The organism is Haloimpatiens lingqiaonensis (genome assembly GCF_901447495.1).
GTDB classification, from domain to species: Bacteria; Bacillota; Clostridia; order Clostridiales; family Clostridiaceae; genus Haloimpatiens; species Haloimpatiens lingqiaonensis.
This window is the reverse complement of the sequence record NZ_CABDWS010000045.1, coordinates 1-26,656: the sequence shown is the minus strand read 5'-3', so window position 1 is coordinate 26,656 and position 26,656 is coordinate 1. Positions and strand designations below refer to the sequence as shown.

Genomic DNA, 26,656 nt, shown 5'->3' with positions numbered 1-26,656 from the left:
AAAAATCAGAATTTATGGTTTTTAACCTAACCCTCAATCATTCATTATAAATCAGCGGGCTCACGCCCCAAAAATTTTTAAGCGCTAAACTTCTGTTAATTATTATTAATATTTCTTGTATTTTATAAAATAAAAAACACCTTACTTTCAAATTTTTATAGACAGTAAGGTGCTAGTATTAAATTTGTGTACACTAAAAAGAGGTGGGACACCTCTCTTAGCGAAGCTTTCAGGCTAAAGTTGGATCAATTGGATTTGCTGTAAATACGGATTCTATACAATCTAAAGTATTTTTACCTCGTTTTCTTACAGTAGATACATATCTACGAATCCTAGTAAAAGCGTTAGCGCCCGTATAACTCCTAAATGTTCCTGAAACCTTTTGTTTCACTTTAGCCATACGTAAATCACGTTCGGCTAAGTTATTATCAAAAGGTATATCAAAGTCATACATGAAAGCAAGCACTTGATCTTTATAGCCATTTAATCTATTGAGTAGATTAAGGTTTACACTTTTCTTTACCTTCTTTTTAGAATATAATTCAACATTTTTAGTATAGTATTCATCAAAACCAGCTTTAAGTATTTCATCATACTTAGATTCAAAATCTTGAATTTTATCTAAAGGTAAAGTATTATGTTTGTCATTAGTTAAATCTACTTTTTTTTATTTCTAACAATAGATATTTCATAGGCTTTGCCCAGTTTTGACCTTGTAATTCAGTTATACCATTAAGTTCACTTAATATATGAGCGTTACATAGAGCATGATTACATTTAGTATATTTATAGTAAGTCTTAAAACCATCGTGGACTGCCGTTCCAGTGAAGTTTGGAAGTATTGTAATATCATCAATAGCTTTTTTACCACGTTTTTCATGACATTCATAGTAAGTAAGGTTTTCATTAGAAGCTACATGAAGCTAGTGACGCTTTTTGTTGATATACATACCTGTTTCATCAAAATGAACAGCTTTTGTAGATGAAGTAAGGCAATTTCTAGTTTTATTTGTTATAGCTTCTAATTTATCATGACAGCTTTGATTAAAAGTTACCATACTTGTTAGTGTCAATAAAAATTCCTCAAAAAAGGGAAGAATTTTTTTCACCTAAAAAATTAATTTGAATTAATCAAAACCTCATTTTTTCTCTTTGTCTTGACAATATCGCTTTAGATGATATATTTTTACTATAAGGATAATGCTCATTTTGAGTAATATATTCGCCTTTCTTACCTTGGCAGAGGTTATGAAGGGCTATTTCTTTTTCTTTAAAAAATACTTTAAGTAAATTATTTATTTCTATAGCTTCTACCTTTTGACCTATATAAGCATATGGTACAGAATAATAATTTCCATCATAGCATATATGACAGTTTGTATTTACAAGACATGTAGTAGATCTAGATATGACATAATCTTCACTAGGTAAGGCTTGCAGTTTACTTTTTTCTACTGTATTAAAAACTTCTTGAGGTATTTTTTTAGTTGTACCATGCTTCCTTACATTTGATTTCACTTTCCCCTTATCCGTAGGAGTTCTAACCCTACAGGGCTGTGCCCAAAAACCATAATGTGCGGCAAATGTAGCATAATTCTTTTGAACCGTAGGTTCACAAAAATCAGCTTCTAAAATACCAGCTTTTAAATTATCAAGTTTTACTGTTTCAGGTACACCACCAAAGTATTTAAAGCCATTTTTATGACATTCAATAAATGTTTTAACAGATTGGTCAAATACAATTTGAACATACATATATCTTGAATAACTTAGTGTCATAACGAATATCCAAGCTTTTTTATGCCTGTTATTAACTTTTATTGTGCCTATGTATCCAAAATCTACTTGAGCTTCCTCACCTGGTAAACTTGTTAATACCATATATGCTTTAGGTGGAGCTGCTTTAATTTTAGCTACATATCTTTTTACTGTATCATAACTTCCACTAAAGTTATAATCTCTTTGCAAATCTTAAAATATTCTTTTAGCTGTTAAATCCTTTGTTATTTGAATATTTATATATTCTTTATATGGATCTAATATTGTTGGATACGTTTTCCTTTCTACTATTCCATTTTATTTAATTTTTTCTAAGGATGTTCTTACTGTTTTCCTATCTATTTCTAATATTCTGCTTATTTGTGACTTGTTATATCCTTTTTTAAAAAGCGATTCTATTGTTGTATGCATTTCTACCCCCAACATATATATCTTTTCCTTTGTAGTATTTTAATTATATTAAACTACAAAGGACTTATATTTTTCCATATAGGTGGGGAATTTTCCTTCCCTTAAGTGGGTAATTTTATTTTACCACTAACATAGATCCCCTTGAATTTATGGCATGGATATATGAGATTTTAGGAAATTATAAGAATGCTGTTGAAGTTTTGCAGAGAGAGATTTCCATCCTTCAAGAGGAGCACAATATTTCCTCAGGCGAAATGGTAGATAAACCAAAAAGAGAAATAGAAAGGCTTAAAAAATATTATGAAAAAGTATCTATATGAAATAAAACATTTAATATTTTTAAATGTAATTTGTGATCTACTAGCTACTATAGCTTTAGCCAATATTCCCTATTTAACCAAAAAGCTATTTGATTCTATTGGAAGTGGCGATGCAACCTATTGATGTCACTTATACAATTAGACTATAATATGGGGCTGTAGCATTAAGAAATTCATATACACTATATTGGTTTGAAATTTAATAGCAAACACAATGTATTGTAGAATTTATTCTTAGTGCGACAGGCCCTTGTTTTATTAAAACTATACTGTGAATAAACCACATAATAAAAGTTTCTTTAAAAGTTGTATATTCATAATAGTTCACGGTTTAATGATTACACTTAATCCATCAGGTATTACTGCTACTTTAGCGTCTTTGCCTTTTAACTCAAATGCTCGTTTTAATGCTTCATCAATAGTTTTTGCCACCTCCATATGTAAACCAGTAATCAATGAAGGAGCTACTAAATCAGAAACCATAATAACTTTATGATGAACTAGAATTCTAGCTAAAATTTGTGATGTCCACTGTCCTGGTAAGGTTTTTAATTTAGGAGTTTTAACTGCTAAATCTAAAAATTTCTTTGGATCTTTTACATTGGCGATATTATCATAGAAAGCTTGACTACCATGTCCATCTCTACATCCAGAAACCATGATTATAATTCCATCTTTTTTTAAAGTGGCTTCTGCAGCTGTCATCCCTTTAACTGCTTGATAAATATTTTGATCAAGAGGATATCCACCATTTGTAGAAATAGCTATATCACAATCAACCTTATTTACACAAGCTAAACTATTTACAAATTCACAACCGGCTAAATGGGCTTTCGCAAAATCACCAGCAAATGAGCCAATGATTTTATGTTTACCATTTAATACTACATTAATGATGAAAGCTAGTTTAGCAGTTTTTGCTGCATAAACCATGTCTTCATGAATTAAATTATGATATAAATTTCCAGTACAAGAATTATCATTGTTAATAAATTCTCCACTATGATTTGCCATAATTGTTTTATATGAAGCAATACCAGGTAATATTGATTTTCTACCACCAGAGAATCCAGCAAAAAAGTGTGCTTCTATAAATCCTTCTGATAAAAGTAAATCAGCTTCAGCAGCAATTTTATTTATGAAACATTTTCCGCCACTTGGTAAGGTTCCAATTTTTTTCATAGATGCATTATTTGTAGAAATGTGCATTACTATTTCTTCATTATGAGCAATTTCTTCTCCATATTTAGCCACTAATTCTTCTTTGGTGCTTGGTCTATGGAAGCCTGTTGCTACCAAAATACGAATACGTGCATTAGGAGATACGCTGCGAATTCTCCTTAATAAAATAGGTGTAATAATACGAGATGGTACTGGTCTTGTATGATCACTACTAATAATTACAATAGTTTTCTTTCCTTTGGCTAATTCTTCTAAAGAAGCACTGCCTATTACAGTATGTAATGATTTTTCAACAATTTCACTTTCTTCTTTTGTACATTGATAATTTCCTTGCTTTGATTCTAATAAGCCAGCAAAATTTTTTTCTTCCAATTCAACATTAATTGTTTTACAATCGTATGGTAATTTGATTTTTAACATAGTATTCATCTCCATTCTTTAACTTTAATTAGTTCCTTTGCTTCTTATGCAAGTCATTCCAGAGAAATTTCATAATTCAAGTAATTTAATACCTTTTGTAGGATAATCATAATATATAATTTATTCATTAAAAAATATATGAAAGTGGAGGAATAAAATGAATATTTTAAAATCAACTAAATTATCAATATTTAGGGTTCGTGATAAAAAATAGAATTTATGCTTTCTATTTACACAAAATACATAAGATGATATAATAAAGAAAATATAGATATAGAAAATATGGATATAGAAAGGGGAAAGTAAGTTATGACACCAGCTAATTGCTAATATTAATTTAAAATTAAAATTAATATTTATTTTATAACGAGTTTAAATTTACCTAATTGTATTAGGTTTTGTTGTGGTGCTCTTTATGGAATAAGGCATTTAGAAGGTAGCTTACTTTACTGAAAGTGAATATTATAATTTATAAAATATTTTAAGTATTTATTTTGAAATATTAATTCAGAGATTTTTGAAAGAGCTTTGTGCAATATATAAAGATAATTAAACTGTTTTATTAGCGCATAGAAGTTACTTTATATCTGATTTAAATAAATTATAGTAGCAATGTAGTATTTTCGGACTGTAAGAAGATAGAGCTTCTTATGGTCTTTTTATTTTAAACTTACTTTAAAATATATTAGCTAGAACTTCTTTTGCTTTGCCATAAAATGCATGACTCATATTATGTATGAAAGAAGGAATTTATATGTTTGAATTATCGTTAAATGGTGTGAAAAAATATATGGATGCCACACTTGTTCTTAAAAATATAAACTTTCAAGTTTATGCAGGAGAAAAAGTCGGTATAGTAGGGGTTAATGGAAGTGGAAAGAGCACTATCCTTAAATTAATAGCGGGAATAGAGCCCATGAATTATTGTGTTGGTTATCCCGGGGCCACAAGTCCTGGATATGATGAGGGATTTATTTGTTTGCCTAAAGAAGCAAATTGTGCTTACCTTGAACAAATTCCTCAATATGCAAAGAATTTAAAGGTTATTGATGTTTTGAAATTAGCCTTTGAGGAAGTTTATAGTATAGAGAAAAAAATGCGTGAATTAGAAGCTAAAATGAAATTTTTAGAAGATAAATCATTGGAAAAAGCTTTGAAACAATACAGTGAATTAACTCAATTATATGAAGTTAAGGGTGGATACCATACAGAAGAAAAATTAGGTAAGATTTGTACAGGCTTAAAATTTCATGATAGTTTTTTAGAAAAAGAGTTTAACTTATTAAGTGGGGGTGAAAAAACTACAGTAGTGCTTGGAAAGCTTTTGATGGATAATCCGGATATATTACTATTGGATGAGCCAACAAATCATTTAGATATGGATTCAATTGAATGGCTTGAAAATTATCTTAAAAGCTACAATGGAATTGTAATTATAGTATCTCATGATAGATATTTTCTAGATAATATAGTCACAAAGATTGTAGAAGTAGAGGATATGGAATCTATAACTTACAAGGGAAACTATTCTGAATATATGAAGCAAAAGGAAGAAAATATGCGTATTCAATATGAGAATTTTAGGGAGCAACAAAAGAAGATAAATTCTATGGAGAACACTATAAAAGAATTGCGGGACTGGGCTATGAGGGCTGATAATAATAAATTCTTTAGAAGAGCAGCAAGTATGCAAATAAAGCTTGATAAAATGGAGAGAATAGATAAACCAGTTTTTGAAAAGCAAAATATGAAATTAAACTTAAAATCTTCACAGCGTTCAGGCAATGAAACAATCAAGGCAATAGGCCTCTCCAAGAGTTTTGAAGATAAAGTTATTTTTAAGGATGCAGATTTGCTAATTAATTTTGGTGAAAGAGTAGCCCTAATAGGTACCAACGGCAGTGGAAAAACTACTTTTTTAAAACTTTTATTAGGTGAAGATAGACCAGATGCTGGTGTAGCTGAATTAGGTGCCAATGTAATGGCGGCATATTTGCCACAGAAAATTACTTTTAATAATGAGGAACTCACTGTACTAGAGTGTTTTAGGGAAGATATTTGTATACTAGAAGGAAAAGCTCGTGAGTACTTGTCAAAATTCATGTTTTATGGTAAAAGTGTTTTTAAAAAAGTAAAGAACTTATCTGGAGGAGAAAAAATAAGACTTAAGCTTGGGAAACTATTATTTGAAGATATAAATTTACTAATATTAGATGAACCTACTAACCACCTTGACATTGACTCCATAGAAACCTTTGAGGAAGCCTTGGAAGATTTTAAAGGAACTATATTTTTCGTTTCTCATGACAGATACTTTATTAATAAAATAGGTGAACGGGTAATTTCTATTGAGGACAATGGATTTAAAAGTTATCCTGGTAATTATGATTATTATAAAAATGTAAAAGATGAGCTTAGCCTTAAAGTTAGTAAAGAACCCGTGGTAAAGCGTGAAAAAATTAAGAAGCCAAGAAATATTGACGAAAGTAAAAAGAAGGAAGCAGAAATGGCTAAAATTGAAAAAAGTATTGAAAGTCTTGAAAATGAAATAAAAGACATAGATTTGGCCATGGATGACTTAAGTTTACATTATGAAGAGCTTAATAAGTGGTATTCTAGGAAAGAAGAGTTAAGTAAAGAACTAGATGGAGTTATGGAAGTTTGGTTAAGTCTTAATGAGTAGGGGGATTTTATTTATATTAAGTTATAAGATGGGTAAAATGAGGAATTATGTTTGATAAAAATTAATTATTTGAGATAATTTAATAGGTGCCTAAAATTGATTAAATTACAATATGATGGTATAATTTTATTTACATCATGGTTTAGCAAGTGAAGGGAGACAATATTGACATGAAAAAAATTTTCAAGATTTTGGTTGGCGTAATATTCGTAGTTACAGCTTCGTTAATATTCCTAAATATTGAAAAAAATACTGTCATGGCACAAGTTAATCAATTTAAGGAAGCTTATTCAAAGAAGGATTACAAAGTTGCAAGGGAAATATATGAAGCAAACAACGAAAAATACTTTTATAAAAAATTTCATTTTGGCGAAAATATAAAAATATTTTTGGAAGATAACTTAAGGAAAGCTGAGAAGGAATACATAGATGGAAAAGTTAATTATAAAGATACTGCTTTAATTATTAAAAAAATAAAATCCTATAAAGAAGTTAATAATGATATTGTAAAAAAGGTTGAGGAAAAAATAAATAATAGATACCAGGCAAAAAATACATATTTAGAAGCAAAAAAACTTTTAGACAATAAAAACTTTAAAGAGGCTTTAGAAAAAATAGAGCAATCTTTAAAATTATACAATGATGACCAGAATGCAAAGGATCTTAAAAACAGTATAGTAGAAAAGTATAAGGCATATGTATTTGAGGATGTAAATAACTTAGTCAGTAAAGAAAAATTTGATGAAGCTATTTCATTATTAGAAAAAAATAAAAATGTTTTTTTACAAAAGGAAATTTCAAATAAAAAAGATGAGATAAATACAAAAAAATCTCAAGTTGAACAAGAGAAACAAAAGAAATTAAAAGAAGAAAAAGAAAGAAAAAGGATAGCTGAAGAAAAATTAAAAGAAAAACAAAAAAGTATTGCTGCATTAGCTAATAGCGCGTCCAATTCTAGCAATGGTGTTGCAATTGATGGTAAAGTTTTGAGAAGTTTAACAAAATTTTTAATATATGTGGATATAAATAATCAAACTACTAATGTATTTTCAAATACAAATGGCCAGTGGAATTTAATTAAGAGTATAAGCTGTAGCACCGGACAAACTGGATCAGAAACTCCAAGGGGTACTTACAAAGTTAATTATAGGGGTAATTGGTTTTATAGTAGTAAATATGGAGAGGGAGCAAAATACTGGCTTAGCTTTTATGGAAATTATTTGTTTCATTCTCTTCCAATGGATAGAAACGGTAAAATAGTTGACTATACTTTGGGAAGACCTGCTTCTCACGGATGTGTAAGATTGCCTGTAGAGGAATCAAGATGGCTTTACAATAATATACCTAATGGTACAACTGTTTATATTAAATAAAAGGTATACCATAAAAAATGCTAATTTGAAAAATTTAGGACAAATTTAAAGTAAAATGCTAGGTAGAAGATTAGAATTAATAATGTACATTAAATTAGTTTATTTTAATAAATAGCTTTAGAAAATTTAAAAATAAAATGATTTATTAGCAGGGATTTTAAGCCCTGCTTTTTTCATTCAATAAAAATTTATAGAAAATGCTCGAAAACATTCGCTTATCTCGAAGTATGAAAGGACGTAAAATTAAGGTGGTTCCATACCACCTTAATATATAGTAAGTCAATGAGAAAATGAATTAAATAGTAGATTATATTTTATAGAAGTATAGATATAAGTGTAAGTGCTGAAATTACTTGAACTGCTGCTATAGATAATCCGTATATGGAGGATTTGATACCTTGCTTTATAAGTTCCTTAAATTTTACCCTCATACCGATGCCAGCAAGAGCAATTATTTCAAAATTATTACTTATGGTTTTTAATATTTTGCATATGGATGGTGAGATAATTCCTAGTGTAAATAAAGTGCACATAATAAAGAAGCCTATAACATACCAAGGAATTTTAATATTTGATTTTGAAGTACATTCCTTTGAGTGAGGTAAAGATTTGCTTTTCAAATTACCAAGTGCGATTACTACGAATACTAGGAATATTATACGTACTATTTTAAATATGGTAGATAAGTCCTTTACAGGCTCATTTACCATGATACCACTGGCAACTACTTGACCTACAGATTGAAGAATACCACCTATAAGGGCTGAAGTTCTTAGAGTTTCGGAGTTGAAAAATATTTTAGCTATAAATGGTAATAAAATCATTAAAAGAGTACCAGTAAGATTAACTATGGTTATAGTAATTACTTTATCATTATCACTAGCATCTATAACCGGAGCTGTTGAGGCTATAGCAGAAGAACCGCATACTGCATTACCACTTGCCATTAAATATCTGAAATTATCAGAAAAACCAAGTTTTTTACCTATTACTAAAGCTGCAATGATAGTTATTGTCATTTGAATTACAATAAAACTCACACCAGAAACCCCAAGCTCAAGAATGGTTTTAGCACTTAAGGTACCACCTAGTAAAACTATGGAATAGGATAAAAGATCACTTTCAGCAAATTTAGAACCTTTAGCATATAAACTCTTATTTCCTAAAGTGTTCCCAAATAACATTCCAATAAATATTGCAAGAGTTGCGCCACCTATAGAAGGTACAAGTTTACCTAAATATTTGCCTATATAAGCAATAATAATGCATACAATAAGTCCAGGTAGAATATCTAAAAACTTATTTGATTTTAATTCCATACTATCATCCTTTCTTTTAATAACTTTTTTGTATAGATTTTAGGAACAGTCTTAAGTATAAGGACTTTATAATTATAAGTAAAATATATATAATTGATGATAATGATTAATATTTTTAATGAATAAGGAGAGAAAGTATAATGTTAGAAGAGATAAAAACATTTATAGCAGTGGTTGAGTATAGAAACTTTACAAAGGCAGCCGAAGCTATTAATTTATCTCAACCAAGTGTTAGTTTACATATAAAACATTTGGAAGAGTATTTTAATGTAACTTTAATACAGCGTTCTATAAAACAAAAGAATATAACAATAACCAAGTCAGGAAAACTGCTTTACGAAAGAGGAAAACAAATATTAGAATTATTAGAAGAAACTAAATATGAATTAATGGATTATTCAAAAGTAATAAAAGGAGAACTGCGCATAGGAGCCAGTTTTACTATAGGAGAATACTTCTTACCAGCTTTTTTAGGGTGTATCTCTCGAGAGTATCCAGAACTTAAATTACAAGTTACAATTGAAAATACAGCAAACATTTGCAAAAAGGTTGAGAATCTTGAGATTGATTTAGGATTGATAGAGGGGAAAGTTCCAAGTGATAATTTTCATTATGAACCCTTTTATAAAGATAAAATGGTATTGGCAGTACCATATAATAATTCAGTAGCCTATAGAGAATTTTTAAAATATAATTATGAAAATCAAACATGGATTACAAGGGAAGAAGGCTCTGGAAGCAGGGAATATCTTGATATATTTTTAAATAATAATAATATCGTTCCTAAAAATATAATTGTATTTGGAAGTAACTATGCCGTTAAGGAAGCTGTAAAAAATAACTTAGGTGTTACCTTTATATCAGAACATATTGCAAATATTGCACAAAAGAATAAAGAGTTGATAATTGTAGATACGAAAAAGGAGTATACTAGAGACTTTTCTTATATACTACCTAAAAATATCATAATTTCTAATGCTGCTAAGGTTTTTATAGATAAAATAAAAAAAGATTTTAATAAGTTGTAATTATAAAATAATTTTAATACGCAAAGTAAAGTTTTTTATATGTTTTTTCATAACTGGTTTAAGTATTATACAATTATTGGAGTTTAGTCCATGAATATATAAATATAAGTTATCCTCGCAAAGGGAAGAATAATCTATAAAATAGTTTAAGCGAGGATAAGATATATGAAGAGAAAATTGAGAATTATATTTGTAATAATTGTTGCTATAAGTAGTATTTTCATAGTAAGTTCTTCAATGAAAAATATAAGAGCTAAAACCAAGTTAGATGAATTAAAAGGGGCTAAATTAGTTTTTCCTGTAATAAGTGATGTGCATATTGGAGGATTTTTTTTCTCAGAGAGAAAATTTAAAAATGCTCTTATTGATTTAAAAGAATTATATCCAAACTATAATGCAATAGCTATAGTAGGAGATTGTGTCAATAGTGGTACAAAAGCTGAATATATGAGTTTTATGAATATTTTAAATAAATATAAAGAAGACAATGCAAAGGTTATGCTGTCCATGGGAAATCATGAATATTATTGTAAGGGGCCTAGTAATAGAGAACATGAAAATATTTTTGTACATGAAACGGGTATGGCGGCAATATACTATGATAAATGGGTACAAGGATATCATTTTATAATTTTGGCTCCAGAAAATAATGGCTATGCAAAGCTTTCTGATAATCAATTAAATTGGCTTAAAGAGACTATAAAGAAAAATGCCAGTATAGATAAACCTATCTTTATATTTCTCCATCAACCATTTAAAGATACAGTTTTTGGAAGTGATGCGTGGGCAGGTATAGAAAATCATGAAGAACTATACGATATATTGAAAATGTACCCTCAAGTTATGTTTTTTACTGGGCATTCTCATTATAATTTAGAACATAATAAAACTATGTGTAAAAAAGATTTCACCATGTTTAATACAGGGTCAGTAAATTATATAATGACAAAAGGGGATAGATATGAGCCTGCATCTTTAAGTCAGGGATTAGTAGTTGAAGTTTTTGAGCATAAAGTAGTAGTTAGATGTAGAGAGTTTTCTACTCATAAATGGATAGGTAAATATGAAGTAGAGTTTCCCAATGTTAGTAAATAAAACCTTTCTAAATTTCTAAAAAATGAAATAAAACTTGCAAATCCTATTGCATTTAGTATATGAAAGTAATATAATGAAAATTGAAGGAAATAATTCATAGAATGTTTATTGCTATTGGAAATAGCAACTTTACATTCATTTAGGAGGCAGCTTTATGGAACGAATATACGGTGGAGAAAACAATTTTAGAATAGAAAGTGATTCTATAGGTTCAAAGGAAGTACCAAAAGAGGCATACTATGGGGTTCAAACTTTAAGAGCGGTGGAGAATTTTAGAATAACAGGATTAAAAATTCACAAGGAATTTGTAAGAAGTCTTGCACAAATTAAAAAGGCATGTGCAATAACTAATGCAGAAGTTGGACTTATGGATAAGAGCATTCAAAATGCTATTAAAATAGCCTGTGATGAAATAATAGATGGAAGATTTTACGATGAATTTATAACAGATCCTATTCAAGGTGGTGCAGGAACTTCTATGAATATGAATTCAAATGAAGTAATTGCTAATAGAGCGACTGAGATTTTAGGAGGAGAAAAGGGAGATTATAGTATAGTTCATCCTAATGATCATGTAAACATGGGGCAATCTACTAATGACGTTATTCCTACTGCAGGAAAAATAACTACATTAAAACTTCTTCCAAAGGCAATAAAAGAGCTTATAAAACTTTATGAAGCTTTAGTAGAAAAAAGCCAAGAATTTGACGAAGTTATTAAAATGGGAAGAACTCAGATGCAAGATGCAGTGCCTATAAGATTGGGACAAGAATTTGCAGCATATAGTGCAGTAATAGCTAGAGATATTAGAAGACTTGAACATGCAATGGAAAGCTTAAAAATCGTAAATATGGGCGCTACAGCTATAGGTACAGGTATAAATGCAGATAAAGAATATGAAAATAAAATAGTACCAAATCTTGCAAAAGTCACTGGTATGTCATTAAAGCAATCAGAAAATTTAGTGGATGGAACTCAAAATGTAGATTGCTTTGTAGAAATATCTGGAACAATTAAAACCTGCGCGGTTAGTTTATCAAAAATAGCAAATGATTTAAGACTTATGTCATCAGGACCAAGAACAGGTTTTGGAGAAATAAATCTTCCTCCAAAGCAAAATGGATCCTCAATAATGCCTGGCAAAGTTAATCCTGTAATTCCAGAGGTGGTAAGTCAAATAGCCTTTAATATTATAGGAAACGATATGACTATTACCATGGCTGCAGAAGCTGGACAATTAGAATTGAATGCTTTTGAACCAGTTATATTCTACAACTTATTTGAATCTATAGAAACTTTAACTAATGGATTGGAAACTTTCACTAATAATTGTATAATGGGAATAACAGCTAATAAAGACAGATGCCAGTACTTGGTTGAAAATAGTGTAGGTATAGTTACAGCACTTTGTCCACATATTGGTTATAAGGAAGCAGCAAAAATTGCAAAAACAGCTATAAAAACAAAAGAACCAATAAGAGAAATAATATTAAAATCAGGACTTTTAAATGAAGAAAAACTTGATGAAGTACTGGATACTATGGCTATGACAGAGCCTGGCATAACTACAAAATGTCTCGCAGCAAACTAAAGTATAGGAGGATTTTATAATGGGAAACTTAAAGGAAGAAGCATTAAAATTTCACAAAGATTATCAAGGTAAAATTGAACTTAAATGTAAGGTGCCTGTTAGAAATAATCAAGATTTAACTATGGCATATACACCAGGAGTAGCAGAGCCTTGTTTGGAAATTAATAAAAACCCAGAAGATATATATGAATATACAGCTAAAGGCAATATGGTAGCGGTAGTAACTAATGGTACTGCAGTGTTAGGTCTTGGAGACATAGGAGCAGGAGCAGGACTTCCAGTTATGGAGGGAAAAGCAGTTTTATTCAAGGCTTTTGGTGGAGTGGATGCTTTCCCAATATGTTTAGATACAAAAGACATAGATAAAATAGTAGAAACTGTAAAACTTATGGAACCTGGATTTGGGGGAGTAAATTTAGAAGATATTAAAGCTCCAGAATGCTTTGAAATAGAGGAAAAACTTAAGAAAATATCAAATATTCCTATATTCCATGATGACCAACATGGTACTGCAGTGGTTTCAACTGCTTGTATTATAAATGCTTTAAAGGTTGTAAATAAGAAGTTTGAAGACATAACTGTAGTAGTGAATGGAGCAGGTGCTGCAGGAACAGCTATTACAAAGTTAATTTTAAAAATGGGAGCAAAAGACGTTATATTATGTGACTCTAAGGGTGCAATATATAAAGGAAGACCTGAAGGAATGAACAAATATAAAGAGGAAATGGCTAATATAACAAATAAAAATTTAGTAAAGGGAAATTTAGCTGAAGTATTAAAGGGAGCAGATGTATTTTTAGGAGTATCTGTTGCAAATTGTGTTACTAAAGATATGGTTAAATCTATGAATAGAGATGCTATTATCATGGCTATGGCAAATCCTAACCCAGAGATATTGCCAAAAGATGCTATAGAAGCAGGAGCTAAAGTAGTGTGCACAGGAAGATCAGATTTCCCTAACCAAGTTAACAATGTAGTAGCATTTCCAGGAATATTTAGAGGAGCTCTTGACGTACAAGCTTCTGATATAAATGATGAAATGAAAATGGCAGCAGCTTATGCTATAGCAGAGCTAGTAGGAGAAGATAAGTTAAATCCAAATTATGTTATTCCTGAAGCATTTGATTTAAGAATAGCACCAAAGGTAGCAGCTAAAGTTGCAAAAGCAGCTATAGATACAGGTGTTGCAAGAAGAAAAGATGTTACTCCAGAAATGGTAGAAGAGCATACAAGAAAGTTACTAGGTATTTAATTTTATTAAGATGTAGAAATAAATAAAAAGATAAAAACCTGTCAAAAATATGAAGTTTGACAGGTTTTTTTGTAAACTTTAATACAGAACTTACTAGATAAAATTGAAGCTTCCAATAAAAACTTAATTGAAGCTATAATATCTAAAGCCAATTTATTGTAAAAAAAGTACAAATATGATATGATTAATAAGGAAATTAATTATTATTTAACGTTAGGATGTGATGTTTTGGCTTTTTTATGTAAGAATTGTGATTTGAATAATAGTATAGAGGAATATAGAAAAATCACATTTAATAATGTATAATTTTAGTGCGAGAACTTATACAAGCACTAATTTTTTTTATTATGAGATGGGGGATGCTATTTAGATGTCAAAATTAAAGATTCAGCCTATAAAGCAACCAGATAAAATTATTAATTACTGGAAAAAAGAAAAATTTGTAGTGGCATGTATTGTAATATTTGGTTTGCTTTGCAATACTACAGTTATTTTGGGACCTATATATCAAGGAAAACTTATAGATTCTATTGTTAAGGGTTATACTTTATCTTCTGTAATAATAATTGCAGTTACCTACGTTGGTCTTATTGGGACTATTCAATTTTTACGCTATTTTAAGCGATTTTATATAAGACGTTTTGCCAATAGTACCAGTGCTACTATGAGACTTATGATTTACAATAACATAATGCACAAAAGTATTTCGGAGCTGAATAACGAAAATACAGGTAATTTAATGACGAGAGCTATTTCTGATGTAGATTTATGCGTGGAGGGAATGCGAAAGTTCACCACAGAAGTATTTGATACTGGGGTTCTGATGGTGTCCTATCTAATATCAATGATTGTTTATGATGTGAAAATAACTATATTATCTATTCTTTTCATTCCTATTGCAATGTTGTTTGCTAAAAAGTTGAAAAGTGTTATTTATAAGTACTCCAGTGCCTTTCGTGAAAAAAGCAGTGAGGTAGCCCAAATTACCTATGATGCCATTGAAAATTCTATGTTATATCGTGTAACTGGCATGGAGTCTCAAAATAGAGAAAAGTATAATAAGCACTTGGAAGATTTGCAAAATAAAGCTATAAAAGCCAACATATTAGAAAATTCTATGCAGCCTATATACCATGTGATAGCAATGCTTGGAATAATCATGGTGATCTATTTAGGAGGGAAAAAAGTAATTAATGGCGGATGGAGCCTGGGGCAGTTTTCCACCTACATAGCTATGTTTACTGCCATGGCGGTTAAGGCAAGTAAAGCAGCTAAGTTATTTAATTCTGTACAAAAATCTCAAGTGTCATGGAAGCGCATCAAACCATATCTTACGGAATATGAAAGCAAAGATGACACTGTTAAAATAAATAAGAAGGACACAGTACTATCAGTAGAAAATCTTAGCTTCAGTTATGAAGAGGGAAAGGAAAATATAATTGAAAACATCACTTTTGAAGGGAAAAAAGGGGAAATTATAGGTGTAACAGGTTCCATTGCTTCGGGTAAATCTACGCTGGCATTGTCTTTGCTTGGATTATACCCTTACGAGGGAAGCATAAAAATAGATGGTAAGGAACTAAAAGATTACTCAGAATATGAGGGAAGCCAGGTAATTTCTTACTTAGGTCATAAACCACAATTGTTTTCAGATACTATTTATAACAATATTGCCTTAGGAGAAAAACAAGATATTAAATCTGTTTTAAAAGATGTTTGTTTTGATATAGATTTAAAAGCAATGTCAAAGGGAAAAGACACTTTGGTTGGCAATAGTGGAATTAAATTAAGTGGTGGGCAACAGGCTAGGATAGCGCTAGCAAGAGCTTTACTTAATAAAAATAAAATTATAATATTGGATGATCCATTTTCAGCGGTTGATATGAAGACTGAAGAAAAAATAATTGAAAATTTAAGAAGTAATTATAAAGAAAGTTTGATTATTTTAGTTTCACATCGTTTATCTATTTTTAGTAAAATTAATAAAATTATATTGCTAAATAGTGATAAAACAGTGGAGTATGGCACTCATAATGAGCTTATGAAGAAGTCCAACGTTTATAAAACAATATTTAATTTGCAATGTACAGAGGGGAGGGGCAATGATGGAAAATAGTTTAATAAAAGGATCTATTGTTAAAGCAATTAAAAACAATATAGGAATAAGCATATTATTAGTATTTTCTGTTTGCGGTGTTGTTTTTACAAGTTTAATTCCTCCTCAAATATTGAAGCATATAATTGATTATAATCTCGTACCTAAAAAACCTGATAAACTACTCTTTTTAGCAATTATTTACATTGGGGTATTAATATTTGTTGCAGTATTTGATTTTGTTAAAGAGGTTCTTCTTACGGTTTTAGGACAAAAAATTACAAAGGAAATACGAATTAAAATGATGGAAAAGCTGGAAAAAATAAATGCGGGGTTTTTCTCTTCTAATAGTTCAGGAGCAGTTGTTTCACGATTTACTAATGATGTGGATGCAATCAATTCTCTGTTTACAAGTGGTATTATTGGAATGATGATTGATTGCTTTAAGATTATAGGTATTGTAATTTCAATTTGGATTTTCAGTGGAAAGCTTGGAATTATAACTTTAATATTACTACCTATTATTTATGGTATTACACGGATTTTTCAAAGGAGAATGCTTAAGGCACAGATTGAAAATAGAATATTGGTAGGCAGAGTAAACAATCATATTTCCGAAAGTTTAAAGAATGTACAGATGATTAAATCCTATAGTAAAGAAAATTATATGGAAAAGATATACACTAAACATTTGCTTGATAACTATAAAACAATTGAAAAGGTGAATTTTTATGACTCTATATTTTCCCCAATTATTCAGCTTATTCGTGCTACTGTTATTGGGTTCATTGTAGTATTATCATCCAAGCAATTAAATTATTTAGGTATATCCCTAGGTATGGTTGCAGCATCAATTGAATTAATATCTAACTTATTTGCACCAATTGAAAACTTGGGAATGGAACTACAAAATATTCAAAAGGCTTTATCAGGCATACGTAGGGTAGATGATTTTTACAATGAGTCTGAAGATGATTTTAAAAAGAATGAATTAAAGATAGAGCATATAATTCCACTACGTGAGGATGTTAGATTAGCATTTAATGAAGTTTCTTTTAAATATGAAGATGGAAATGATGTTCTTCAGGGTATTAATTTAAATTTAAAATCAAATGAAAAGGTTACTTTTGTAGGAAGAACTGGAGTTGGAAAATCTACATTATTCAAATTGGCTATGGGGCTTCTTAAACCATCTAAAGGTAGTATAACAATAAATGGTATTGATGTTTATCAAATACCAAATTCTGAAAAACGTAAAATATTTGGATATGTAGGTCAAAGCTTTCATATTATAAATGGAACAGTGGCAGAACAAATTAGTCTGCAAGACCACAATATTACAAGAAAACAAATTGAAGATGCTTTGGAATTTGTAGGACTTATGGATTATATAGCAACTTTGGAAAATGGTATGGATACAAAAGTAACTAGTGATACTCTTTTTTCACAGGGACAGAAGCAGCTTTTGGCTATAGCAAGAGCCATTGTGACAGATCCACCTATACTTCTTTTTGATGAGATTACAGCCAATTTGGATTCTATTACAGAGGAGAAAATAGTATCTGTATTGCAAAAGGCAAGCCAAGCCCATACAATATTGTCTATATCTCACCGTTTATCATCAATGATTACTAGTGATACAGTGGTTATTTTAGAGAAGGGGAGAGTTAAAAGTGCAGGTTCTCCTGAAGAACTTTTACAAAAGGATGAGTGGTATCGCAGTCATATTGAATTGGAAAAATTAACTTGGAGTTAAACTTAATATTTTCTTTAATTCTAAATTTTACATTTTTATTTTATAACTGCGAGAGCTGAGTATTTAATTTTTATAATATATTGATATTTATTTTTAATTTGGTGTATTATGGTCATAAAGAAAATAAGTAACAGAAATAATAAGTAATTAAAACAAAAGAAGAAAGAAGGAATGCTTTTATGGTTCTTTGCTGCAGGGATTTATTTCAACTTAAAAATTTTTCAAAGGCAAAGTTATTGGCTGGCGAGAATGGGTTAAATCGTGAAATTTCTTGGCCATATGTAAGAATGACAGAATCCATTTCTCAGTGGCTTTACGGAGGGGAATTGATATTTGTAACTTATACAGATATGGGGAAAGAGGACAATAGTCTTTTGATTCTACTAGAAGAATGTATTAATAAAAAACTTTCTGGAATTGTAATTTTAATTGATGATAAGTATATGAACAACATACCACAAAATGTGATTGACAGGGCAAATGAAAAAGCATTTCCTGTATTTATAATGCCTTGGAATATTAAACTAATTGATATTACACAAGAGATTTTATTTAAAATAGAACAAAAAAGAGAAGAAGCAAAGAATGCAAAACACTTTTTAGAATCTCTTATTTTTTCCCAAGATGAGATACATCAAGATATAAAAGCTTTGGGGGAATTTTATAATATAAAATTAAGACCTTTTCATTATATTTGTATATTTAATATACAAAATGCATCTAATATTTCTTATGATACAGAGCAGATTAGTAAACATATAATTCGCTCTTTAGAAGAGTCTTTAAATCTTAAAAGCCAAACTTTAATTCCTATGGAATACGCTAATCACTTAATGTGTTTAATATTTGCAAAAGACTATGAAGAGGCAAAAAAATCATCAGAAACAGTTGAAGCAGTATTTAACCTTGAAAATTCCAAGTATTCAGAGGTTGAAATTAAATTGGGTTTTAGCCGTATAAGGGAAACTAATTCTGATATAAAAATAAGTTATAAAGAAGCTTTTAAAGCTTTATCCATGATGGATATATGTAATAGAAACTCAAAAGTTATTAAATATAGGGAGCTTGGAATTGTAAGATGGCTAGTGGAAGTGGCAGATATTAAAGAAATTCAGCAGTATTGTTATGAAAATTTAGGACCTATTTTAGAATATGACGAAAAACATGGAATGGATTTAATGGGCACTTTAAAATGCTATTTCCAGAATAACAGACATTTATTAAAGACTTCTCAAGAACTTTTTATACATAGAAATACGTTACTTTATAGATTAACAACCATTAAAGAACTTTTGAAAAGAGATTTAGATGATGCAATGACAGATTTAGAACTTTTTAATAGCATATTAATTTATGAATTTATTAATTTACAAAATAAAAAGGTATAAACAAAGAGGGTGTTGCATTAAAGAATTTACATACAATATATTGTAGTATTTATTCTTAGTGCAACATCCCCATTTAATCTTTTATGCCTTTTGTGATGATTTATCTTTTGCAAAAGATAATATTAAGACTCCTGCAAAGATCAATATACATGCAAAGATTTTTATTGTTGTTATTTTCTCACCTAATAGTAGCACACCGAAAATTACGCTTGTTATAGGTTCAAAAGTACTTATAACAGCAGCTTCACTTGCTCCAATATATTTTATACCAACTTGTAATAGGGATAGGGCAACAACTGTACATAAAAATGCAAATATTGCAGATATAATCCATGATTTAGTTGTTAATGTAGATAATACAAGCTGACCTGTAGCTTTTCCATAAAAGAACATGCCTATACTTGAAGCAATTGCTACATAAAATGTTATTTTAAAGGGTGATTCGCTTTTTAAACCGCTTTTGTCCATGAATATAATGTAAAATGCATAAAATACTCCAGATGCTACTGCTAAAATCAATCCTAGCAATGTGCCAGAACCAAAGGAAGCAGAAGTTAATGCTGACACGAAGAAACATGCTATTCCGGACATAGCTATAATTAATGCTACAATCTTTTGTTTACTCAATTTTTCATGGAAGAATAGAACACATCCAAGAGTTACGAATATTGGGTAAGTAAAATGTATTGGTGTTACTATTCCTACATCTATATGAGCGAAAGCTATATTCAACATTAATGTTGTTATTGCATTTCCAATAAATCCTAGTATTATTAAGTTTATTAGTTGTTTTTTTGTTATTTTTAAATCAACTTTTAAAAGTAAAACTATTGCCAATAGAAATGGTAGGCTTAGGAAATTTCTTAAAAAAGTTAATGTTACAGGATTACTTCCACCAGCACCATAAGTCATAGGTCCAAGTGTGAATGCAAAACCAAATGTAATAGAAGATAGCATTGTAAGAATTATTCCTTTTAACTTCATAAATATACCTACTTCTTTCTATTTTATTTGAAAGCTTCTTCAATTATTTTTACGATATTTGGAACAACGTCATCTACCATTATTTTTCCTCTTGCAGCTGAAGATGATTTAGCTGATGCAAGTATTCCAGTTTCAGGAACTATATCTTTTTCTATAGGATATTTAAAATAAGTTCCTGGAGTAGCATTTTTTGTATCTAATATCTTGTCTTCTCTAACTAGCTCTGGTGCAAAATACATCATTAATGAAGTTTCTGTAACAGCAGCATGTTCTAAAGCCCAACCTGGGAATGGTACTTCATCAAAAACTTTGTCAATTATGTCAGGTGACATTGGATCCCACCAGTTAGTAAGAAGAATTTTAACTTTGTCGCCATATTTTGCAGAACATAAATCCATAGCTTCTACTATAAATGCTTCATTTTCAAAGTGAGCACTTAAAATGAATATCTTTGTGAAACCATCACGAACGAATTCATCAATTATATCCATTACTAAAGCTTGTAATGTAGCACCATTTAAGTCGATAGTTCCTGGGAATAATGGACCACCACCGCTTAATGGTTTTGATTTATATCCATATGAAAGAGTTGGAGCAACTACACCATTTACTTTTTCAGCTACACGATAAGCAAATTCTCTTGCAAGTACTGCATCTACACAAGTAGGTAAATGAGGACCGTGCTGCTCAGTAGCACCTATTGGTAATATGATTACATCATCTTTTTTCTTTGCAAATTCTTGCCATGTCATGTTTTCCATTTTTAAGTTTTCGTACATAATAACGTCTCCTTTTCTTATGTTTAATAAAATTTTGTATTGAGTAATTTTTACACAATGAAATTTGAAGTTTTGAGCAATGTCATTGTACTTTCAGTAATATCACATACAATGTGCAAAAAATACAAATAAACCTATAAAAATATGTTCTTTATGTGCACAGTTATACCAAAATTTTATTGTATATTTAGTACAATGACTAGGGTGAATTTTCATGTTAAACTTTGTTTATTGCTAAAGACAAAGCTAAAAATTGAAAGGAGAACATTAAAAATGAAAGTGATTTTGTTTAAAAATGCCAAACTAAAGGGCAAAGAAGAATTAGTTGATTTACTTGTTGAAAATGGAGTATATAAAGAAATTGGTTCAAATCTTTCAGAAAAATATAAAGATGTGGAATCCTATGATTTAGATGGAAATCTTGTGGTACCACCTTATGTTGATCCACATATACATTTAGATTATGTATACACAGCACGTATGCCTGGTGCAAATAACGGAACAGGAACTTTATTTGAAGGAATTCAAAGATGGTCTGAAACAAAAGCAAATATGACAATAGATGAAATAAAAGAGCGTGCTAGAATTGCACTTAAAAAAGAAATATTATACGGAACTCAATACCTTAGAACACACGTAGATGTAACAGATCCAAAACTTACTTGCCTAAAAGCAATTATGGAATTAAAAGAAGAAGTAAAAGATATTGTTGATATTCAAATTATAGCATTCCCACAAGAAGGTATGTATTCATATAAAGATGGAGATAAATTAGTAGAAGAAGCATTAAAAATGGGTGCTGATGTAGTAGGAGCTATACCTCACTTCGAATTCACAAGGGAAATGGGAGAAAGATCAGTTAAGAAAACTGTAGAACTTGCTATGAAATACAACAAATTAATAGACATTCACTGTGATGAAACAGATGATGAACAATCAAGATTCGTTGAGTTACTAGCTGCAGAAGCTTACATGAACAGAATTGGCGAACTTACAACAGCAAGTCACACTTGTGCTATGGGTTCATATAATAATGCTTATACATTTAAATTATTTAAGCTTTTAAAATTATCAAACATGAACTTCATATCATGCCCAACTGAAAATATTCATTTACAAGGAAGATATGACACATATCCAAAGAGAAGAGGACTTACAAGAGTTAAAGAGTTAAATGATGCAGGTATAAATGTTTGTTTTGCACAAGACTCAATTTCAGATCCATGGTATCCACTAGGAAATGGAAACTTAATGAATATATTAGATGCAGGAATTCATATATGCCACATGATGTCTTTTGAAGAAATTAACAATGCTCTAGACTTAATTACAGTAAATGGTGCAAAAACTCTTCATATACAAGATAAATATGGTATAGAAACAGGAAAAGATGCTAATTTCATAGTATTAAATGCAAAAAATGAATTTGATGCTATACTAGAAAGAGTAGGGATTAACTGTTCTGTTAGAAAAGGTGAGTTCTTATTCAAAAGAGAACCAGAAGTAATTGATACAAAAGTTTCTTTATTAAAATAGTTATTATATCAAGATAATTACTATATTATAAAAAGGGTTAAGTCAGTATGATTTAATCCTTTTTATTTACTATATTTTTATTAAAAATAAATGTTTTTGAATATTTTTTAATTGGCATTTGACAATAACTAAAAAAAGGAGTAATATGAAATTGAAATTGGCAAATGCTAATATTAATTTTTATGAATATGGAATTAATATTTGATTTTGTAGTAAAAAAAGATAATAAAAGATTTGGAGGAATAATAATGAAAATAGCAATTTCAGCAACAGGAAAAACTATTAAAGATTTACTTGATATGAGATTTGGTAGGTGTGAATACTTTCAAATCCACGATACTGAAAGTGGAGAAGTTAAGGTTTTAGAAAATCAGGGTCAAAGTGCAAGTGGTGGAGCAGGCATTGCTGCATCTAATCAGCTTATAGAAGAAAATGTAGATGTTATTATTACTGGAAATCTTGGGCCTAATGCCTTTGAAATTATTGAAAAAGCGTCAATTAAGGCATATAAATGCAGTAACATAACTATAAGTGAGGTAATTGAAAAATATAAAAATGGCGAATTGGAAGAAATCAAAATGTCTGGTCCGGCACATCATGGAGGAAGCCATTAGATTGGAGATGAGTATATAGTGAACATAGCGGTACTTAGTGGTAAAGGCGGAACAGGTAAGACCACAGTTTCAACTAATCTTGCCCTAGCTCTAAAGGCCAATTATATAGATTGTGATGTAGAAGAACCAAATGGTTTCTTATTTTTAAAGCCTAAGGTATACAAAACAGAAAAGGTTATGGTGGAATATCCTATTATAGATGATAATAAATGTACTAATTGTGGACAGTGTGTAAGTGTATGTCAATTTAATTCTCTTGCAAAAGTAAAGGATGACATTATGCTTTTTCAAAAATTATGTCATGGATGTGGTGCTTGTGAAATTGCATGTAAATATAATGCTATAACCTATGGCAAAAGGGCAATAGGTGAAATTGAAAAGGGTATTGTGAGAGACATAAATTGTAATAGAGGAATTTTAAATATAAGTGAGCCTATGGCGGTACCTGTTATTGGAGAGTTGCTTAAGGATTTATCAGGGAAAGATGAGATTAATTTAATTGATTGTCCTCCTGGAACTTCTTGTAATGTGGTAAATGCTTTGAAATATGCTCATGGCGCAATACTAGTTACAGAACCTTCTGAATTCGGACTTCATGATTTAAAAATGGCTGTAGAGCTCGTAAAAATGTACAATATACCTTTTGGAATTGTTATAAACAAGGATGATGGAAAAGATAACACAGTAAAGAAATATTGTAGAGAAGAAAAAATATCATTAATAGGTACTATTCCTTATAGTAAAGATACAGCAGTGCTTTATTCTAAGGGAGAAATATTATATGATTATTTAATTCATAAAAGGGTGTTTGATGTGATTTCGAAGGAAGTAAAGGAGGTGCTATCTTGGAATTAGCAGTTTTAAGTGGAAAAGGTGGCACAGGGAAAACTACTATTGCTACAGCCATATCGGAGCTTGCAAATGATGTAATGAGGATAGACTGTGATGTAGATGCACCAAATCTTTATCTTTTTTATAAGGGTAAAGATATTGAAAAGGGTGAATTTGTAGGAGGGAAAAAAGCAAATATAGATGAATCCCTTTGCATTAAATGTGGAAAATGTGAGGGTGTATGCAGATTTCATGCTATAGAGAATTTTGTTATTAATACATTTGTTTGTGAAGGCTGTGGAGCATGTATGTTAGTATGTCCTCAAAATGCTATAAAATTAAATGATGAAAAGACTGCAGACACATTTATTACTGAGCTTCATGAAGGAATAATTTCAAGAGCAGAGATGGAAGTAGGCAGTGATGGTTCAGGTAAATTAATAACTAGTTTGAGAAAAAACGGAAAAAAATTTAGTAAAAATGAAAAAATAACTATAATTGATGGTTCCCCAGGTATTGGTTGTGCTGTTATAGCCTCAATAACAGGAGTAGATGCAGCTTTAGTTGTTACAGAACCTACAAAATCAGGACTTGAAGATTTAAAGAGAGTAGTAGAATTATGCGAGCATTTTGGAGTTTTTATTATGGTTTGTATAAATAAATATGATATTAATGAAGATATGAGCAAGGAAATAGAACAATTTATCCAAGAAAAACGGCTAGTACTAGTAGGGAAAATTCCTTATGATGATACTGTGATGAAGTCAATAAATGAGCTAAAACCTATAACTTTTTACAAAGATAGTATAGCGGAAAAAGCTATTGAACATATGTGGAGTAATATGAAAAAAAGCTTAGCAAATTTTAATATTCATGATTAAAAAGGATATATTCTGTAGGTGAATAATAGAATATATAGGATAAGTTAAAAATTAAAAATGTGTATGTATGATTTTAAAAAAGTATAAGAGTTTTATACTAATTTAAAGATAGGGAGGAATTTTAAATGAGAATAGCAATTGCAAGTGAGGAAAAATTTGTAAGTGGACATTTTGGACATTGTGAGGGATTTACAATATATGATGTAGGAGAGGATAAATCACTAAAGAAAAATTTTACTCCTAATCCAGGACATAGACCTGGATATCTTCCAGTATTTTTAAAGGAATTGGATGTAAATGTTATTATAGCAGGCGGTATGGGAGAAACAGCACAACAACTATTTAATGAAAATGGTATTGAAGTAGTAGTTGGTGCGCAAGGTTTAAGTGATAACGTAATACAAAGTTATGTAAATGGCCAATTGAAATCTACAGGAAGTGTTTGTAGAGAACATGAACATGAAGGTCATTGTAATGAATAGTTAAAAGAGGAATCATTTAAAAATGGCTAAGTCTAATATGGCTTAGTCATTTTTAAATATATGAAATATGTTAGAGAAAAAAATCTATTATATTTAATTATATTTTTTATTTTTTGCTATATTATTATCATCTTTGCCAAATAGCTTATGAATTAATACTCCACCCATATCGGAACTGTAACCTAAAATAGCGCCACAAATCAATGCCATAGTCACTGCTTTCCAATCTCCATTTACTCCAAAAACCGAACAAGCGCCACAAAATGCTCCAGGAATAAATTCTAATAGTTTAAATTTAGCTTGTATACACATTACAAATGAAAAAATTCCTGTAAATATAAATGCAGCATAAGGAGATGTAAATTGGCTTGAAAATTTAATTATTGCCATAGCCCAAAGCACTCCCGTAAGATTTGCTAAAATAGATTTTTTAAAGCCTATAAATTTTCCTCCAGAGGCATAATAACTTGTACAACCAATAAATCCAACCCAAGTTATTAATCCTAGGGATGCACTAATAAATCCCCAAAGTCCAGATAAAATACCCACACTTATGGAAATAGCCATTAAAAGACTCATATATAGTTCCTGCTACTCAAAATATGGTCAAATGTATCCATATTGAGATTCTTACTGCTTCAACGTACTCTGCCTTGCCTAAGCTACTACAGTTTGTATAGTACTCCACAGTCGTTAATTCCCCAAATAGCCTTGGGTACACATATAAGTACTTGTTTAATTAAGCTATCTTATATTCTTTTGCATTAGCTAAATTTATTGAAGCATTTAAATCTCTATCAATAGAAAGTCCACAACTGCATTTATAAACTCTATCAGATAGTTTTAAATCTTTTTTA

At 29.9% G+C, this 26,656-nt stretch carries 23 protein-coding genes and 3 pseudogenes; 15 read left to right on the top strand and 11 right to left on the bottom strand.

All coding sequences use genetic code 11. The features are described 5' to 3' along the window. Nucleotides 1-229: 229 nt before the first annotated feature. The 5 genes and pseudogenes from FGK85_RS15640 to istA all read right to left on the bottom strand — a co-directional run. A complete protein-coding gene (locus FGK85_RS15640) occupies nt 230-400 on the bottom strand; it encodes a hypothetical protein (protein WP_243122855.1) in 171 nt (56 codons plus the stop codon). Between the two features lie 3 nt (nt 401-403). Beyond that, nucleotides 404-586, bottom strand: a pseudogene (locus tag FGK85_RS15755) (IS66 family transposase); the annotation flags it as partial. A 61-nt stretch (nt 587-647) separates the two neighbouring features. Beyond that, nucleotides 648-860 (bottom strand): annotated as a pseudogene (locus tag FGK85_RS15750) (IS66 family transposase); the annotation flags it as partial. Nucleotides 861-923: 63 nt separating this feature from the next. Then, on the bottom strand, nt 924-1,073 hold the full coding sequence (locus FGK85_RS15355; protein ID WP_171011386.1) for a hypothetical protein: 150 nt from the start codon (nt 1,071-1,073) through the stop codon (nt 924-926). A gap of 67 nt (nt 1,074-1,140) precedes the next feature. Then, nucleotides 1,141-2,190, bottom strand: a pseudogene (istA, locus tag FGK85_RS09890) (IS21 family transposase); the annotation flags it as partial. A gap of 149 nt (nt 2,191-2,339) precedes the next feature. Here istA and FGK85_RS15350 point away from each other — a divergent pair. Then, complete coding sequence (locus FGK85_RS15350; RefSeq protein WP_171011385.1) at nt 2,340-2,510, top strand: hypothetical protein; 171 nt, start codon at nt 2,340-2,342, stop codon at nt 2,508-2,510. 324 nt (nt 2,511-2,834) lie between these two features. On the opposite strand, the gene larA is transcribed toward FGK85_RS15350, so the two are convergent. Beyond that, nucleotides 2,835-4,112, bottom strand: coding sequence for a nickel-dependent lactate racemase (gene larA / locus FGK85_RS09885; protein WP_138206153.1), 1,278 nt, complete (start codon nt 4,110-4,112; stop codon nt 2,835-2,837). Nucleotides 4,113-4,866: 754 nt separating this feature from the next. On the opposite strand from larA, the gene abc-f reads away from it, so the two are divergent. After that, complete coding sequence (abc-f, locus tag FGK85_RS09880; RefSeq protein WP_138206151.1) at nt 4,867-6,795, top strand: ribosomal protection-like ABC-F family protein; 1,929 nt, start codon at nt 4,867-4,869, stop codon at nt 6,793-6,795. Nucleotides 6,796-6,965: 170 nt separating this feature from the next. Continuing rightward, nucleotides 6,966-8,168, top strand: a complete 1,203-nt coding sequence (locus FGK85_RS09875) for a L,D-transpeptidase (RefSeq protein WP_138206149.1) — start codon at nt 6,966-6,968, stop codon at nt 8,166-8,168. 314 nt (nt 8,169-8,482) lie between these two features. Here the strand turns inward: FGK85_RS09875 and FGK85_RS09870 are convergent, their stop codons facing one another. Further along, entirely contained in the window at nt 8,483-9,487 is a 1,005-nt protein-coding gene (locus tag FGK85_RS09870; protein WP_138206147.1) for a YeiH family protein, read from the bottom strand. 140 nt (nt 9,488-9,627) lie between these two features. Here FGK85_RS09870 and FGK85_RS09865 point away from each other — a divergent pair, with 140 nt between their 5' ends. The 7 genes from FGK85_RS09865 (at nt 9,628) to FGK85_RS09835 (ending at nt 19,692) form a co-directional block, all read left to right on the top strand. Continuing rightward, entirely contained in the window at nt 9,628-10,515 is an 888-nt protein-coding gene (locus FGK85_RS09865; RefSeq protein ID WP_138206145.1) for a LysR family transcriptional regulator, read from the top strand. A gap of 165 nt (nt 10,516-10,680) precedes the next feature. Beyond that, nucleotides 10,681-11,610 carry a metallophosphoesterase family protein gene (locus FGK85_RS09860; RefSeq protein ID WP_138206143.1) on the top strand — a complete coding sequence of 310 codons (930 nt, stop codon included), beginning with the start codon at nt 10,681-10,683 and terminating at the stop codon, nt 11,608-11,610. Nucleotides 11,611-11,764: 154 nt separating this feature from the next. After that, entirely contained in the window at nt 11,765-13,201 is a 1,437-nt protein-coding gene (locus FGK85_RS09855) for an aspartate ammonia-lyase (RefSeq protein ID WP_138206141.1), read from the top strand. A gap of 19 nt (nt 13,202-13,220) precedes the next feature. Next, on the top strand, nt 13,221-14,453 hold the full coding sequence (locus tag FGK85_RS09850; RefSeq protein WP_138206139.1) for an NAD(P)-dependent malic enzyme: 1,233 nt from the start codon (nt 13,221-13,223) through the stop codon (nt 14,451-14,453). 370 nt (nt 14,454-14,823) lie between these two features. Continuing rightward, nucleotides 14,824-16,569, top strand: a complete 1,746-nt coding sequence (locus FGK85_RS09845) for an ABC transporter ATP-binding protein (protein ID WP_138206137.1) — start codon at nt 14,824-14,826, stop codon at nt 16,567-16,569. Next, nucleotides 16,559-18,304 (top strand): ABC transporter ATP-binding protein, encoded by a 1,746-nt coding sequence (locus FGK85_RS09840; RefSeq protein WP_243122854.1) that lies wholly within the window; start codon nt 16,559-16,561, stop codon nt 18,302-18,304. The genes FGK85_RS09845 and FGK85_RS09840 overlap by 11 nt, the downstream gene beginning before the upstream one ends. Before the next feature lie 179 nt (nt 18,305-18,483). After that, nucleotides 18,484-19,692, top strand: coding sequence for a PucR family transcriptional regulator (locus FGK85_RS09835; RefSeq protein ID WP_138206133.1), 1,209 nt, complete (start codon nt 18,484-18,486; stop codon nt 19,690-19,692). A gap of 81 nt (nt 19,693-19,773) precedes the next feature. Here FGK85_RS09835 and FGK85_RS09830 read toward each other — a convergent pair whose 3' ends face one another. Together FGK85_RS09830 and FGK85_RS09825 are read right to left on the bottom strand one after the other, a co-directional pair. Continuing rightward, nucleotides 19,774-20,676: a DMT family transporter gene (locus FGK85_RS09830; protein ID WP_138206131.1), complete on the bottom strand. Its 903-nt coding sequence runs from the start codon at nt 20,674-20,676 to the stop codon at nt 19,774-19,776. A 23-nt stretch (nt 20,677-20,699) separates the two neighbouring features. After that, the gene (locus FGK85_RS09825; RefSeq protein WP_138206129.1) at nt 20,700-21,455 is read right to left on the bottom strand and encodes a creatininase; all 756 of its coding nucleotides are present in this window, start codon (nt 21,453-21,455) and stop codon (nt 20,700-20,702) included. 273 nt (nt 21,456-21,728) lie between these two features. Here FGK85_RS09825 and codA point away from each other — a divergent pair, with 273 nt between their 5' ends. From codA to FGK85_RS09800, 5 genes are all read left to right on the top strand, one after another. Continuing rightward, nucleotides 21,729-22,991: a cytosine deaminase gene (gene codA / locus FGK85_RS09820; protein WP_138206127.1), complete on the top strand. Its 1,263-nt coding sequence runs from the start codon at nt 21,729-21,731 to the stop codon at nt 22,989-22,991. Between the two features lie 248 nt (nt 22,992-23,239). Continuing rightward, entirely contained in the window at nt 23,240-23,605 is a 366-nt protein-coding gene (locus FGK85_RS09815; RefSeq protein ID WP_138206159.1) for a NifB/NifX family molybdenum-iron cluster-binding protein, read from the top strand. Between the two features lie 18 nt (nt 23,606-23,623). Then, entirely contained in the window at nt 23,624-24,460 is an 837-nt protein-coding gene (locus tag FGK85_RS09810; protein ID WP_138206125.1) for a P-loop NTPase, read from the top strand. Next, nucleotides 24,451-25,317 carry an ATP-binding protein gene (locus FGK85_RS09805; protein WP_138206124.1) on the top strand — a complete coding sequence of 289 codons (867 nt, stop codon included), beginning with the start codon at nt 24,451-24,453 and terminating at the stop codon, nt 25,315-25,317. Before FGK85_RS09810 ends, FGK85_RS09805 begins: the two co-directional genes overlap by 10 nt. A gap of 125 nt (nt 25,318-25,442) precedes the next feature. Further along, complete coding sequence (locus tag FGK85_RS09800; RefSeq protein WP_138206121.1) at nt 25,443-25,799, top strand: NifB/NifX family molybdenum-iron cluster-binding protein; 357 nt, start codon at nt 25,443-25,445, stop codon at nt 25,797-25,799. Between the two features lie 93 nt (nt 25,800-25,892). Here the strand turns inward: FGK85_RS09800 and FGK85_RS09795 are convergent, their stop codons facing one another. Together FGK85_RS09795 and FGK85_RS09790 are read right to left on the bottom strand one after the other, a co-directional pair. Beyond that, nucleotides 25,893-26,378 (bottom strand): DUF1097 domain-containing protein, encoded by a 486-nt coding sequence (locus tag FGK85_RS09795; protein ID WP_138206118.1) that lies wholly within the window; start codon nt 26,376-26,378, stop codon nt 25,893-25,895. Between the two features lie 160 nt (nt 26,379-26,538). Next, the coding region (locus FGK85_RS09790) for a zinc ribbon domain-containing protein (protein ID WP_171011345.1) at nt 26,539-26,656 on the bottom strand (118 nt) is incomplete at its 5' end.

What these genes read in the sequence shown, in the direction of transcription:
- FGK85_RS09815 (WP_138206159.1), top strand. Translation starts at nt 23,240, where the DNA reads ATGAAAATAGCAATTTCAGCAACAGGAAAAACTATTAAAGATTTACTT.
- FGK85_RS09875 (WP_138206149.1), top strand. Translation starts at nt 6,966, where the DNA reads ATGAAAAAAATTTTCAAGATTTTGGTTGGCGTAATATTCGTAGTTACA.
- FGK85_RS15350 (WP_171011385.1), top strand. Translation starts at nt 2,340, where the DNA reads ATGGCATGGATATATGAGATTTTAGGAAATTATAAGAATGCTGTTGAA.
- FGK85_RS09865 (WP_138206145.1), top strand. Translation starts at nt 9,628, where the DNA reads ATGTTAGAAGAGATAAAAACATTTATAGCAGTGGTTGAGTATAGAAAC.
- FGK85_RS09860 (WP_138206143.1), top strand. Translation starts at nt 10,681, where the DNA reads ATGAAGAGAAAATTGAGAATTATATTTGTAATAATTGTTGCTATAAGT.
- FGK85_RS09855 (WP_138206141.1), top strand. Translation starts at nt 11,765, where the DNA reads ATGGAACGAATATACGGTGGAGAAAACAATTTTAGAATAGAAAGTGAT.
- FGK85_RS09830 (WP_138206131.1), bottom strand. Translation starts at nt 20,676, where the DNA reads ATGAAGTTAAAAGGAATAATTCTTACAATGCTATCTTCTATTACATTT.
- FGK85_RS09835 (WP_138206133.1), top strand. Translation starts at nt 18,484, where the DNA reads ATGGTTCTTTGCTGCAGGGATTTATTTCAACTTAAAAATTTTTCAAAG.
- FGK85_RS09870 (WP_138206147.1), bottom strand. Translation starts at nt 9,487, where the DNA reads ATGGAATTAAAATCAAATAAGTTTTTAGATATTCTACCTGGACTTATT.
- FGK85_RS15640 (WP_243122855.1), bottom strand. Translation starts at nt 400, where the DNA reads ATGGCTAAAGTGAAACAAAAGGTTTCAGGAACATTTAGGAGTTATACG.
- FGK85_RS09850 (WP_138206139.1), top strand. Translation starts at nt 13,221, where the DNA reads ATGGGAAACTTAAAGGAAGAAGCATTAAAATTTCACAAAGATTATCAA.
- codA (WP_138206127.1), top strand. Translation starts at nt 21,729, where the DNA reads ATGAAAGTGATTTTGTTTAAAAATGCCAAACTAAAGGGCAAAGAAGAA.
- FGK85_RS09795 (WP_138206118.1), bottom strand. Translation starts at nt 26,378, where the DNA reads ATGAGTCTTTTAATGGCTATTTCCATAAGTGTGGGTATTTTATCTGGA.
- larA (WP_138206153.1), bottom strand. Translation starts at nt 4,112, where the DNA reads ATGTTAAAAATCAAATTACCATACGATTGTAAAACAATTAATGTTGAA.
- FGK85_RS09845 (WP_138206137.1), top strand. Translation starts at nt 14,824, where the DNA reads ATGTCAAAATTAAAGATTCAGCCTATAAAGCAACCAGATAAAATTATT.
- FGK85_RS09800 (WP_138206121.1), top strand. Translation starts at nt 25,443, where the DNA reads ATGAGAATAGCAATTGCAAGTGAGGAAAAATTTGTAAGTGGACATTTT.
- FGK85_RS09840 (WP_243122854.1), top strand. Translation starts at nt 16,559, where the DNA reads ATGGAAAATAGTTTAATAAAAGGATCTATTGTTAAAGCAATTAAAAAC.
- abc-f (WP_138206151.1), top strand. Translation starts at nt 4,867, where the DNA reads ATGTTTGAATTATCGTTAAATGGTGTGAAAAAATATATGGATGCCACA.
- FGK85_RS09825 (WP_138206129.1), bottom strand. Translation starts at nt 21,455, where the DNA reads ATGTACGAAAACTTAAAAATGGAAAACATGACATGGCAAGAATTTGCA.